Below are 13,744 nucleotides of genomic sequence, written 5' to 3'. Positions count from 1 at the left end.
GCCTTTTTTTGGAGACGAAGTCGGGGCTGTAGCCATCGGGGTACAGAACGGCTGTTGCGCGTAGAACGCTATGATCGAGCATGGGTCGCCCTCAGATGTTGTAGCCGCCTGCGACTTCGATAGTCTGCGCATTGATCCAGCCAGCCTCTTCGGACAGCAGCATGGCGATGACGCGTGCCACATCCTGCGGTTCGCCGACCCGGCCCAAGGCCGTCTGCGCTGCCAGCATCGCCTCGAACTCATCATTGAGCCCACCGCCCAGTTCGGTACGAATGGCGCCGGGTGATACGGCGTTGGCCCTTATGCGCCGCTCGCCAAACTCGGCAGCCATATAGCGGGTCAAGACTTCAAGCCCGCCCTTGAACGCCGCATAGGGAGCGACCCCCGCAGTGGCGACGCGAGTGGTGGCACTGGTCAGATTGACGATGCTGGCGTTTTCCGCCATCAGCGGCAGCAATGTCTGGGTGAGGAAAAAAGGGCCTTTGAGATGCACATTGAACAGGCCATCGAACTGCGCTTCGCTGACCGTCTCCAACGGATTGAACAGCCCGTAACCCGCGTTATTGACCAGACCGCTCAGTGTTGCGACGCCCCAGACGTCTTGCAGGACCGAGCGTACCGACGCTCGAAACGCCTCGAAGCTGCCGACGTCAGCGACATCCAGCCTGAGCGCAACAGCCTTGCCACCGGCCTGTGCGATACGCTCGACCACCGTTGCGGCGGCCTCCGCGTTGGCGTTGTAGGTAAGGATGACCCCCATCCCGCGTCGGGCCGCGTGTTCGGCTGCACTTGCGCCGATGCCTCGGCTGCCGCCAGTGATTACAATGACGCCCATGTGATGTTCCTCTGTGGTTTGAATGTGCCTCCACAGTACCCAGCGCCATCACCGGGAGCGTACCCGTTCCTGCTCGAAACCTGCCTGTTTCTGCTTTTCGCTTGCGCGGCGCCATGCCCAGCCCTCAGCATGCGAAGCATGGACAATCAACTCAATGAACTGCGGCTGCTCGCGGCCAAGGCTGAAAATCGCCGTACTGAAACAGGCATACCTCGTGTGGCCATGGTTCAAGGCAAAATCCCCGAGCATATGCTGGCAGCGGTCTACGACCCGATGATTAATGTGATCCTGCAAGGCAGCAAGCACATGACCGTCGGTGACTGCACGCTCGAATATGACCCGGCGACCTACTTCGTCATGTCCATCGACCTGCCTGCCGTGGGCTCGGTACACCCCGCCAGGTCCGGAGAACCCTATCTGGCGGTCAGCCTGACGCTGGATCCTGCGGTGTTATCCACACTGTTCGCCGACTTGCCCAAACCTGCCAGCCGCCTCGAGAACAGGCCCGGGTTTTCAGTGGCGCCGATGACCACCGAACTGATGGATGCGTGGGTGCGAATGCTGCGCCTGATGGGCGACCCGGACGCCATCGCCGCGCTGGCGCCGGTCTACGAACGGGAGATTATCTTCCGGGTACTTCAAGGGCCTCATGGCTGGATGCTCCGCGAGATCGCCGCACCGGATACTGCGATGGCCAGAGTCAACATGTCGATCCAGTGGATCCGCCGCGACTTCGCTGAGCCGTTAGGCGTGGAGCGCCTGGCGGAACGCGCGTCGATGAGCGTTTCGGCGTTTCATCGCCACTTCAAGGCCGTGACCAACCTGAGCCCTTTGCAGTACCAGAAGCGGGTACGTCTGCTGCACGCCAGAACGCTGATGGTGGCCAACGCCAAAAGTGTCATGGCGGCAGCCTTCGAGGTGGGCTATGAAAGCGCCACGCAATTCAGTCGGGATTATTCGAGGGTGTTCGGACTTCCGCCGGCCCAGGATGCCGGGCGGATCCTCGAGGCTACGAGGGGCGCGGCAGTTAATCAGCCTCTCGCCTGATGCACGCAGAGCGGCGGGGCTCTAGGCCGGAAGCGGCCCACAGGCACGATAGGTGTCGATCAACGTGTCAAAAAGGGAAATATCCGACCTGCTTCTGGCAACCAGTTGAGCGCCCGCCACAGCGGAAAAAATGGCCTGCGCCCGCACCTCGCTGTCCGAGGGCGCGCAAACATTCGCAGCCACCAGAAGCTTGCTCAGCCAGGCAATGTTGACCTGGGCAAATAGCTGCATTTCCTCGGTCATCTCCGGCGGCAGGTTGTCGGTTTCAGCGCCGACGAAAGTGCCCAGGCAAAGGCGGTTTTCAACTTCCAGCGAACGCCGGAAAATTTCCGGGAAACGCTGTAACGCTTCGCCGGGATCGGGGGTTTCTTCGCAGATCGTCTCGAGTGCAGCGGCACCGTCCTGCCAGTATCGCCTGGCAACCGCGACACCCAGATCAGCCTTGCTGGGGAAGTGGTAGTAAATACTGGCCGGCTTGATTCCGACCTGGGCGGCCAGATCGCGAAAGTTCAGGCCGTTGTAGCCCTGGGACTGGGCAATGTTTCTTGCAGCAAGCAGAATCGCCTCACGGGCGTTGATGGTCATCGTAGTGCCTTGTACTTCGGACGCGTTTCTGGAAACCAACACATGCTAATTCAAAAACCTGCCTTTTGTTAGGTAGAAAGACGGTGTGGGCATGGCAGCGGTCATACGCTGCTAAAGGGCCATCGTCGGTTTCTCCCAAGCTGCAACGGCTATCGCCGGGAACATCCTGCTTGACGTTCCCGGCGATAAGGTGCGCGTACAACCGCTCAATCATTCGGCCGGCGAGTCCAGCTCAGGAATTCCACTGCTGCAATCAGCATAAGCGGCCTGGAAAGCCGGACGCTTCTGCCAGCGCTGCCAGTACAGATCCAGGAACTCGAAACGCTCATCCAGTGGCGTGGCGTTGACCGGGAACTTGGAGAAGGCAATGGCGGTTGCAAGCGTGATGTCCGCGAACGTTGGCGCATCGCCGCCCAGCAGCCACTCGCGGCCATCGGACAGATGACGATTGACCAATGCCGCATGGCTCAGCGCCTCTTTGCGGCAATGCTCGCCCCATGCTTCGTTCTTGGTCAGTTCAAGCTTGAAGCCGAGGCCGGTGTGCAGCACGTGAAAGGCCGTAACGATCCGGTAGAGGATATGCACCCAGATGCGGTTATCCCACATGTTATCGAGGCCCTGCTCCAGGGCGCCCTCGCCCATGATCTTGCGGCCCGGATAAGCCTGATCCAGGTAACGCGCGATAGCGGCCGTCTCGGAAATGAAGCTGCCGTCTGCCAGTTCCAGGGTCGGTGTTTCACCCCACGGGTTCATGTTCAGGTGACGCCAGCCACGCTGCTCTCCACCCGGCGTCATGTCATAAATGGTTTCGTCGAACTGATCGGCAATGCCTTTTTCGTGGATGAACAAACGCAGGCGTTGAGGATTCGGAAATGCCGAAGGAGAGGTGAAAAGTCGCAATTTGGAGGTCATGGTCGGGCCTGTGAGGTAGGGTAAAAAACCTACCTAACTATCGTTAGGTAGCCATACCGTAGCGGTACTTTTGCACTGAGTCAACGTCTACCTAACATTTGTTAGGTAGACAATATCTGGCTCGGCTGACCAGCAAGCCTAGCAACCGGACAGGATTGTGCTGAAAATGCAGCCCTCAGGCATGGGTTGGCCCGCATTGACAGCGCTCAAGCGTGAGCACCTTGATATCCTGTCCGCTGATCTCGGGCGGCCAGTACATGCCGCTCAAACACAAGACCCCGGCTCGAACCACAGGCCTCGCCAGGCCGCATCGCGCAGAGAAAGAAGGAAAAAGAATGCAGCACGCTTCGCTGAACCGTTTTCGTACCGGGTTGCTCGCCTTGCTTTTGCTGTGCGTGACCTTGCCGGCCCTGGCCCAGAATGCCCCCGCTCCCCAAGCCGATAGTGCCAGCAGCGCAGCACCTGCCGTGGAAGCCCCGAGCCTGGATGATCTGAACCAACAGCTCGATCAGATCCGTCAGAAAGTGACGGTCAGCGCCAACGATGACCTGCTTTCAAGCCTGCGCCAGGCGGCTTTGCAGGTCCAGAAACAAGCCGACAATCTGGTTGCTCAGCAAGCTGTCGACATCGAACACCTGAATGACCAGCTCAACATTCTCGGGCCGGTGCAACCGGACGAAGCGCCAAGCCTGACCAGTCAGCGCAAGACATTGACCGCGCAGAAAAACGCGCTGGTCAATGATGAACGGCAGACCAATGAGCTAAGCCAGTCAGCCCGGGATCTGGCTACGCAGATATTCAACCTGCGCCGCAGCCTCTTCGATTCACAGATCAGCACGCGCACCGCGAGCCCGCTCAGTTCGGCATTCTGGTCCACGCTGATTCGCCCGACCGATGACGACCTGGGACGCCTGAACAGGCTTCTGGTGGACGTGCGCCAGGTACTCAACAACGCGATGGCACCGGAAAACCGTGTGCAATTCATCAGCGTGGTGCTGGGCGCGTTGTTCATCTGGGTGGTTGTCCGGCGCCTGCTGGAGCGCCTGCTGATCTGGGCAATGATTCGCTGGCTGCCCGAAGGCCGTCTGCGCCGCAGTGCTCTGGCCCTGGCTGTCGGGCTGTCGACCATTCTCACCATCACCATTGCCACTTCCTTGCTGCGCTGGGGAATCGTCCACAATGCGGTACTCAGCAACGACGTAGTCAATCTGCTCGATCAGGTGCAGACGCTGATTACCTTCTGCGCCTTCATCGTCGGTCTGGGCCGCGCGCTGTTGATGCTGGCACACGCCTCATGGCGCCTGCCGCAAATTCCTGACCAGATCGCCACCGCATTGGGTCGCTTCCCCCCTGCCCTGGCGCTGGCACTCATGGTCATCGGCACGCAGGAACGAATCAACAGCGTGATTGCCAGCAGCCTGGCGCTGACGGTTGCGGTCAATGGCCTGACGGCACTGGCGGTTTCGCTGGTGTTCTTCTACGCCCTGTTGCGCTACCGCCGCACCCGCCGACGCTTTGAGCTGGAGCGCCCCGCGGGTTTCGCCGGGCTGATTCCGTTTATCGTTGCGGTGTGGGTCGGCCTGAGTTTGCTGGCGTTGTTGAGCGGCTACCTGACGCTGGCTTACTTTCTGGCAGTGAAACTGCTCTGGGTGAGCGTGGTAGCGTCCACTGCGTACCTGCTGATCGCCTGCTTCGGTGACATCTGCGAAACCCTGCTGTCGCCCAAACAACCTGGCGGCCTGGCGCTGGGCTCAGCGCTGGGCTTGTCCACTCGCCATCAGGCGCAGGCAAGTACCGTACTGGCCGGCATAGGCCGTACCTTGCTGCTGCTCACCGCTGTACTGCTGGCGTTCCTGCCTTCGGGGTCAAGCCCGGGGGATCTGCTCGCCAGCTTTACTCAGCTGGATGTCACGTCCAAATCCATGGGCAACCTGAACATCGTCCCCGGCGACATTCTGGTGGCATTGGTGTGCTTGGTCGTCGGCCTGCTGAGCGTGCGTGTACTCAAGGAATGGTTTGGAGAACGCCTGCTGCCCGAAACCAATATGGACGCGGGCATGCAGGCTTCGCTGGTGACCCTGATCGGATACATCGGCTTTGTGCTGGTGGTGGCCGTGGTGATGTCCACGCTCAACATCAGCCTCACCAACCTGACCTGGGTGGTCAGTGCGCTGTCGGTGGGGATAGGTTTCGGTCTGCAAGCCATTGTGCAGAACTTCATCTCCGGCCTGATTCTGCTGACCGAGCGTCCGGTCAAAGTCGGCGACTGGGTGAGCCTGGCGGGGGTCGAAGGCGATATTCGCCGGATCAACGTCCGCGCGACCGAAATCCAGATGGGCGACCGCTCGACAGTGATCGTGCCGAACTCGCAGTTCATCACGCAGAACGTGCGCAACGTCACCATGGGCAATGCGCTGGGCGTAGTCGGAATCACCCTTACCCTGCCCCTGGAAACAGACGTTCTGCAAATACGCGAACTGCTGTTGCAGGCCTTCACCGAGCATGAAGCGATACTCGATGCGCCAGCGCCTTCAGTCACCTTCAAGGACCTGACCAATACCGGCTTGATCATCAGCGCCAGCGGCTACGTGAACAGCCCACGCTCTGTGGGTGGCGCACGGAGTGATCTGTTGTTTACCGTTCTGGGACGTCTGAGGGAATTGGGTGTAGCGCTGTCTGCACCGCAGAGCATGGTGTTGATTAATGAGGGGGCTGGGAAGGATGCGGCGGCGGAGGAGAGTCAGTGATGCTTGTTTGTATGGTGTCCCAGGCGGGGTTCGAACCATTATCTGTGGTGACTAGCTTATAGTCGATCGCATTAAACACATATGCTATTGATTATTTTAGATTTTTTTAAAAATATCAGTAGCGCATCCTGGTGCGCTACTGAAGGTAAGCAGGTACTCCTTCTCGTGCCGACTCGCAGCTCAATGCTTGAAGGAAACCAGATCCAAGCCGACATAGCATGGTTGCAACTGAGGATTTCAGAAATGTCAGCATGTGACAAAATTGATATCGTTGAGATGCGTGGAAATGACTGAGCATCGCTCACCAACGGCTTTGACCCTGAAGAGATTCGAGACCAGATTGTTTCTGCCCGAGAGCTATATAAAGGCTTGGTTGAAAAATAGCTTTCGCTAGGGATCAACCACCTTGCAGTGCAGATAAAGGCCTGCGAGTCAGGTATAAATCGTCTACGGCCTAAAGCCATACCACGGCAGGACTACGGCAGGAGCAGCTAGGCGGCTTTCCGAAAACTGCTCTGCGTTCCCCGCCTGCTTACACAGAGATTTGATCATGCCGCCTAAACAAGCCTTTCATGCTCTAGGTCGTAGCAACCTTATACGGAATTTGCAGCTATGTTTCGGTTAGCCTTCAATATCGCAGTGCTGCATTCTGTTCTGAGGCATCTCGTGCATCGCGCCGGGGTAGACATATAGGAAGCGCCAATGCTTAAGAAAGCAATCAATTTTCTCCGCGACTCTTTACTGGAGGACTTCGGCCAGCCGGCAACCCTGATAAACTTGCTTCGTGCAGACGTCGGCCTGAACAGGCACTTGGTCGAGCATGAAAAGGGTATAAGTGCAGGCGAAGTGGTGCGTTGGAACAACTTTGGCGACTTGGGGTACGAAACCAGCCGGATGTACCGACGGAGGCTCAATGGATGGACGCGCTCTCCTGGCTCCTATCAAAACTACGGCTCGACCAGCCTAGTCCGAGAGGATCTTCTTAGCTTGGGTACAGTTAGAGAGATCCAGCACTGGAACTGTGACATTCAGCAGGTCGACGGCTTTTCCGCATCGAAGTCAGAGCTGCGCAAGTTCAAAAGCATGGACGCCATGGTTGAGCGCAACTCCCAGCCGATGATCACACCCGTTACCCAAGAAAAGCTTGAAGAAAATCTCCGATGGGACGAGATCCGGATCATCTCTAGAGAAGATCACGATTACTTCTCCACTTGGGAATGGGACGGACGAGTGTTCTTGATCAACAGCGGAGGCTCCCACCACTTCGCAGCGGCTAAGTACATCGCGAAACGCATCGGGGTCAACGTCCCACTCACAGGTCGGTATAAGGTTTACGGAATTAATCAGGTTGCCTTGGCGAGTCTAAGACGAGATTTCGACATGTTTGTGTTGTCATGGCACTGCAAACAGCAAATGGACTTTCACCGAGCAATGCAGAGGTTTGAGGCGACCTACTATTGGAAGGATCTCCCACGTCCATACACTGACCAGGCGGCGATTTTCTTGCCCAACGCGGAGAAGCGCGCCGGAAAGGTATCTGATGTACTGCGTGAGGCTGGGTTTCAGGATTTAGGCCTTTACCTCCAGAAGCTGGCTAACGCTACGGTTAATCATGTCCCGGTCGTCTAGTCTGTACCGCACCCGAGCTAACATGCTCCACCGGCATGCACGTGGACGAGATGAGTTCGCTAGGCCCGTGCATACTGAGTGCTCGATACGCTGGGGCCTAGTGCCGCTACATCAGATCAACTGCGCCCAACCTGCCGCTGCCCAATCGAGATTCTCGGGTACTAGGTAACGATTACTAGCACCGGCGAGCCGGCGATTAGCGATTTCCTCTGCGGTAAGAAACAGAGATTTGGATACATCCTCTTCAGGGGTGTGGGTACTGCTTTCAGCGGGAGTGAGTAGCCACTGAGTTGCTGTGAGAGGGTTCATCGTGGCTCTACCATCGTTAATCTGGATAGCCACAAACTCTTGGCGCATGCGTTTGCCCTGCGGGCCCTGCCACCGTAACATCGCCCCAAGCATCGCTCCATCGCCAAGCTCAGGAGCCTTAATTGTCGCAGCCAAACCGCCAAAGTCATATTCGCAGGCTTTGCCCAGTAGGTATTGCATCAGCTTGGAATTGAGATCGAGCATATGAGTGCCGGGCCGGTTTGCAGCCAAAGTACGATCAAGGGTTACGTCCATACGCTGAGGAGCTTTCCGCGAAAAACCCATCTCACGCATCACTTGGTCAGAAAAGCGAATCCGCAGCAGCCTTTCTTTATGGCTTCGCTCTGCGACTTCGATGCCTAATTGATCGAACATGCCCAAAACAAAGCTGTAGAGGTGATCAGTAGTGATTTCTAGCTCATCACGCAATTCGCGTGGGTCGCTGGAAGCAGCATGGACGAACAATTCCCGCTGCTTGGCGGCGGCAGAACGCGCCTGATTTAAGGCTTCATCAATCCGCTCACGTGTGCGATCAATACCGAGCTTCGTGGCCTCTTGGAGAATGCTTTCGACATCAATCAACTCTGCAAGCTGACCAAGGATTTCGTCTTTCAGGCCATCATTGAATTCATGCTTTTGAACCCCGGCCAGGTCGGCCACCACACTATCGATGCGCTCATACATCAAGTCGACGATATTCTGATCCAAGCTATCGGCTTGCTGGATGTTGAATACGACTACTTTCTTTTTTTGCCCATAGCGATACAAACGACCGATCCGCTGAACCAGGCGCATAGGGTTCCATGGCAAATCATAGTTAACCATGACATGGCACTTGCTCTGGAGGTTAATACCCTCCCCGCCTGCTTCAGTTGAGATCAAGAAGCGGCCCTGCTCCTCAAAACGCTTGATGGCTTGTCGCCGGTCAGCGTGCTGCATCGAGCCGTTGATGAGATCGACTCGGTCAATTCCGTAGCGATCAGCAAGAGCATCTCTTAGGTAACTCTGGGTCGTGCGATATTCGGTGAAAATCAGCACCTTCTCGTCAGGATTTCCAGCGTTGATTTTGCCGATGATATCCTCTACGAACAGTTTAAGTTTTAGATCGTTTGCCTTCAGCAAGGCGGCCTCGGCAATAAGATCCTGGAGCAGTTGAACCTCGCCAGCAAAGAACTCGCGAGCATCGGTGGCGACTTGCTCTTCCCACTCACCTAGATAACGCTCGTCGCTTATCTCATCTTCGATAGCGATGGTCGCGTGATCGTCTAAAAGTCTTTGTAGCCGGTTGCATAGGGCTCGATGAATGGCAGCCGCACTGGATGCAGCAAGCTTTCGATAAACCGTCATCACGAACCCAATGGCATTGCCAGTACGACCTAGCGATTCGCCGGCGTCATACCCTTTGCGGAGATAAGCCTGAAGCGTTTTATCGAAGTCTATGGATTCTCGGCTGCTTGGCACCTGTAAAGCGCTAGTGATCTTGCCTTGGAAAATAAAATTCCCTTCAGCATCTGTCACATCCGCCTTGTGATTACGGAACACCATGTCGTGCAGAATTTCAGGCTTCAGGTTCAGCGCCATGAGCTCTGTACGCCGCTCAGGCCGCAGCAGCTCGAGCAGCGCTACGAATTTGTCCTGCATGCCTTGGTGTGGGGTGGCACTCAGCAGCAGCATGTGTTGGGTATGAGTGCGAAGATTCTTCGCTAAATCGTACCGCTCTGAGCTATCCAGCTTTAGCCCGTACTGACGGCGACTCAGTCGATGAGCCTCATCAAAAATAACCAGATCCCAAGGTTCAGCCTGAAGCAGGCTTTCCAAGTGATCTGCTTGCTTCAGTCGATCCATCGAACCGATCACGCAGTCGTACATCTTCCACTCGCGGGGCTCATCGATGAAGAAGTCCTCTCCATAAATCCTGAACTCATCAAGCTGAAATTTATCGTAAAGCTCCTCCTTCCATTGTTTGGTCAAGCCCGCAGGCGTGATGAGGAGAATACGCTTAGCCAGATCGCGCTGCCGCAAAGCATGCAACAGCATCCCGGTTTCAATCGTTTTTCCTAGCCCCACATCATCCGCGATCAACCAACTGAAGTTGCACGATGCAAGGATACGGTGCACCAGATGTATCTGGTGCGGCAAAGGATCAATTCCGAGGTGCGAAAGGGCCCCAGTATTCTCGTTCCACACCTTGATGGCGTAGGCCAGCATTCGCAGCCGCATGCGCTCTGCATCACGCGCTTCGCCTTTCTGAGCAGTGCAAAAGCGATGCTTAACGCCCTTCACTTGTCTCAAATACTGATAGGGAAGCCAATGGCGTTCACCGCGCTCAGGAAAATCAACCAACACCTGTTCGCTGCCCGCGAGAATCCGCTGTTGCATTACTACGCCCTGCCCCAGCGAGCGAACCCCGGTGGATGGATTTTCATCCACCACATCCATGCCGTTTTTAAAACCCGAGCGCACGGCTGATGCATCTACATAGGCCAACCTCCTTTCTGGAGTAAACCAATGAACCTGAAGCTCATCACCAGACTCCTTAGTGATCGCCAGCTTGACGATCCCCCGGCGTTCGCTACCGCCACCTGGTAGGGTTTGGCTGACCCAGCAGCCTGGAACGTGGGTAAGTCTAAGGTGCTTCATGCGCAGATCCTTTTTCTAGCCTTTCAATGCCAAGCGTGGGTTGGTCGATAGTGAGCGCGTGCATAGGCACGAGTGAAGCATTTGAGGATTCAGAGGTCGTGAGATCATCGTCGTCGACGATCTCATCTTCATCCTCAGCGTCTTCAAGACTTTCTGTTTCATCCATGCCATTTTGCTTTATGCTCTTCTTGGGCGGCGGCTCCTCTATCACTCGGGGCGGTTTGTCGCTGAAATAGCAACTTGGCTCTTGCGGGTGTTTGGTCGCAATCACGCCGCGACGGCGAAGAATCTGGGCCTTCTCGATTTCCAGCAAATCGTAGAACCCTAGGTCGCTGTATTCTTCAGCAGGTAAGCTACGAGGATCACAAAAATCAAAATGCTGATTGGCGGGCAAACAGCCTGGCAGACTAGAGAATTTGAACCACAAGTATCGTGCAAAGGCCCTGAATGCCCGGCGCAGGATGTTGTTCTCGTACCAGGAAGCGAAAAGCTCCTCCAAGAAGACCTCAAGCTCTTCCATCTGTGGCAGCAAATCAAATGATCGAACGATCAGCAACGCTGTAGGCCATGAGAGCACCTGGTGAGAAAGACGGCTGCTTCCGGTCTTGTCAAAAGCAATCCAGTAAATGTCGTTTTCGGCCCAGATAACCTTGATGTGTGACGCCAGGATCAGCTCCTGAGGAGTTAGACCTTTTTCGATCTCTCTTTCCAGTGCCAGACGGGTTGCGCCCCACCCGCTCATAACAAATATCTGCTGAACCAATGGGAGAGCGCTGAACGGCCAGTTAGCGCTACCAATCAATTCGGCGGCTTTCTGAAGTGCACGGTCTTGACGCGAAAGACGGTCAGATTGGCCATTAGTATCTTCGCAGGCCAATTCGTCAAAAACCTCATCCGGATCAAAGGCATAAGCTGCGTAGTCGTCATCAACATCTCGGAAGTCATCCCCAGAAACGGCACTCTCCGGTTCGTACTCTGTTTCCAGGTAAATGATCGAAAGCCCCTGCAAACCATTTTCCACGCCATCGTCATCCTCGGCAGCGTCATCGGCGAAGGTCGCAGGAACGGTCGGAAAGACTAGCCCCGAATCAGGCAATCCATAGCGTTCGCTTTCCTCATCATCGTTATCGTCGTACTCGTACTCATACTCAACGTAATCTGAGTTTTGAACCGTTGGCAGATCTACTTGAAGGGATGGGTTCGGAGTTGCGTCTGCTGAGAAACTCTCAGGCTCCGTAGGTTGCTCCGACGGTGGGACAACGTGCCAAGAACGCGTAGATCGAGTGACCATCTTGACAGTAGGGAGGCCGCCATCAGAATCGGCTGACCCTCTGGGCCGGGCAAGTTTGAGGATATTTTTGGGAGCAGGAGCCTCCTCCTCTTTCTCCTTGCCTTCCGCCGCAGCGCTTTCGGGTATGCCCGCTGTGAGCTCAGTACCCGCCCACTCCTCCCCCCTGTCATCGACGGCATCTGGGAACTCGTCGGATGTTAATTGCGAGGTGCTGCCCCAAGAAGGGTGGTCACGACCTGTCAAGTCCAGGGAGGAAGTCTGCTCGACGAAGTTGAGGGAGCTTTTGATTGCCATCGTCAACGTTTTCGGGAGAGAAGGTGCAGCAGCCCCATCCAACTCGGCCAGAACACTGGCGGAGCCATCGATAAATGCTAGGTCGCTCATAGTCGGAAGGTCGTCCTGTAGCGACTCTGCCGAAATCGTTTCGACGAACGCCTGCCGTTGGCGCTTCAACATCAGACCACGTTGCTCAGCCTTGGCGCTATCTGAAGCTCGTCCCTGGAGCAGATAAACTCGGCTGAGCAGGACAAGATCGTCAGGCTCCTCAAACTGACTGATGGATTCCTGGATAATGGTTTCTGCCGCGTCTAACTCACCCGATGCAACCAAGCTGTTAACGTCTTTGAGCAATACCTCATTGCCGCCGAGCTTGCCCTTCGTTGGTACCCTGTCGGCAGTTCGATAAGCCTGTGAATCAAAACTGAGCTCAAGCCTTCGCCGGATGAAGTCCGCAGCCTGATGGTTTCGCAGGAACTCGTTAAGCAGTCGCTTTGCGGCCTCATTTTGATTTTGAGCAACCAATAGGGAGATTGCTTCGAGCAGCCCATCCGAAGAATGGCCATCAAGGCAGGCGCGGATTTTGATGGCTAGCACCTCAGGATCTGAGGCGGCATCAGCCCAGAGTTGGCCTAGGAGGGGATCCCAATCCATGTTGAATAAAACTCCATGATTACGCTGCTTCCGCCTTGTGAACACTCAAGGCACACGAGCGATAACTGCGTCACAGCACCTTTCGGCTTATTACACCCACAGTATCGAGATTACGCTTGCGGGTAAAGGCAAACAGCCATCACCACGTCGGCTTTTTAACCAGGAAATTGATCTAGCACTAGCCTCTCTCTCAGCCATATTGCTGCTAAGAGAGGCCATGCTAATGATCGCCAAGCATCTCGTCGAGATTCCTGCTCCCATCGCATCTAGACAAGATTCAGTTCGTATCCCGCTCCACTGTGGCGACGGCAGCGGGAGCCTGGCCCCCCTCTTTCCGCTTCGCACGATGTCGTCGGTCTTGACCGCGTTGCCGCGAGCATTGCTGCTTGGCATGCATAGCCTGAGTCGCGGTTGCAATACCGGCTGGTTGACCACTCAAGTCCAAGCGCGGTGCATTCTCCATTGTGCTCATCCACTCAAGAAGGAGCAGCATTTTGTCGACCTGCTTGGCAGGGGAAAGGTCTAACTCCAGAATTTTAAGCGCGGTGATGTAGTTACGATTCCAGCGCTTCAATGGCAGCCCCATGTATCTTGGCCATCGGATATTCTTGCAAGCGCAACAGAGCATCTGAGCTGCCCAGAATGCAGGGCCAAGCTGATGAAAGCCTTCGGCGACGTCGAAACACTTTCACTAACTGCGCTTCAGTGCACCCGATGCGAAGCTACATCGCAATTTGGTGATGTGGTTAGCTCAATGCTTACTGGAAAATATTTCTCTGACCTTTACATTGCAGCCACCCAGGGTGGTGAAGGCCCCTT

8 protein-coding genes are annotated in these 13,744 nt (G+C 55.8%); 3 read left to right on the top strand and 5 right to left on the bottom strand.

The features are described 5' to 3' along the window. Nucleotides 1-91: 91 nt before the first annotated feature. On the bottom strand, nucleotides 92-835 hold the full coding sequence (locus QRN50_RS19485; RefSeq protein ID WP_096126553.1) for an SDR family NAD(P)-dependent oxidoreductase: 744 nt from the start codon (nucleotides 833-835) through the stop codon (nucleotides 92-94). A 138-nt stretch (nucleotides 836-973) separates the two neighbouring features. Between QRN50_RS19485 and QRN50_RS19480 the strand changes: the two genes are divergently transcribed. After that, nucleotides 974-1,882 (top strand): AraC family transcriptional regulator, encoded by a 909-nt coding sequence (locus QRN50_RS19480; protein ID WP_096126554.1) that lies wholly within the window; start codon nucleotides 974-976, stop codon nucleotides 1,880-1,882. Between the two features lie 21 nt (nucleotides 1,883-1,903). On the opposite strand, the gene QRN50_RS19475 is transcribed toward QRN50_RS19480, so the two are convergent. Together QRN50_RS19475 and QRN50_RS19470 are read right to left on the bottom strand one after the other, a co-directional pair. After that, nucleotides 1,904-2,467 carry a TetR/AcrR family transcriptional regulator gene (locus QRN50_RS19475; RefSeq protein ID WP_096126555.1) on the bottom strand — a complete coding sequence of 188 codons (564 nt, stop codon included), beginning with the start codon at nucleotides 2,465-2,467 and terminating at the stop codon, nucleotides 1,904-1,906. 210 nt (nucleotides 2,468-2,677) lie between these two features. Further along, a complete protein-coding gene (locus tag QRN50_RS19470; protein WP_032611121.1) occupies nucleotides 2,678-3,379 on the bottom strand; it encodes a glutathione S-transferase family protein in 702 nt (233 codons plus the stop codon). A 335-nt stretch (nucleotides 3,380-3,714) separates the two neighbouring features. Here QRN50_RS19470 and QRN50_RS19465 point away from each other — a divergent pair, with 335 nt between their 5' ends. Next, nucleotides 3,715-6,126 (top strand): DUF3772 domain-containing protein, encoded by a 2,412-nt coding sequence (locus QRN50_RS19465; RefSeq protein ID WP_058822671.1) that lies wholly within the window; start codon nucleotides 3,715-3,717, stop codon nucleotides 6,124-6,126. Nucleotides 6,127-6,828: 702 nt separating this feature from the next. Continuing rightward, nucleotides 6,829-7,755: a DUF6685 family protein gene (locus QRN50_RS19460; RefSeq protein WP_230081805.1), complete on the top strand. Its 927-nt coding sequence runs from the start codon at nucleotides 6,829-6,831 to the stop codon at nucleotides 7,753-7,755. Nucleotides 7,756-7,866: 111 nt separating this feature from the next. Here the strand turns inward: QRN50_RS19460 and QRN50_RS19455 are convergent, their stop codons facing one another. Then, nucleotides 7,867-10,284 (bottom strand): helicase-related protein, encoded by a 2,418-nt coding sequence (locus QRN50_RS19455; protein WP_054091451.1) that lies wholly within the window; start codon nucleotides 10,282-10,284, stop codon nucleotides 7,867-7,869. 406 nt (nucleotides 10,285-10,690) lie between these two features. Next, nucleotides 10,691-12,925, bottom strand: coding sequence for a hypothetical protein (locus QRN50_RS19450; protein ID WP_239986798.1), 2,235 nt, complete (start codon nucleotides 12,923-12,925; stop codon nucleotides 10,691-10,693). Nucleotides 12,926-13,744 lie beyond the last annotated feature (819 nt).

Origin of the sequence: Pseudomonas sp. MEJ108 (assembly GCF_030208985.1) — a bacterium.
GTDB classification, from domain to species: Bacteria; Pseudomonadota; Gammaproteobacteria; order Pseudomonadales; family Pseudomonadaceae; genus Aquipseudomonas; species Aquipseudomonas fragariae.
This window is presented reverse-complemented; position numbering and strand designations above follow the sequence as displayed.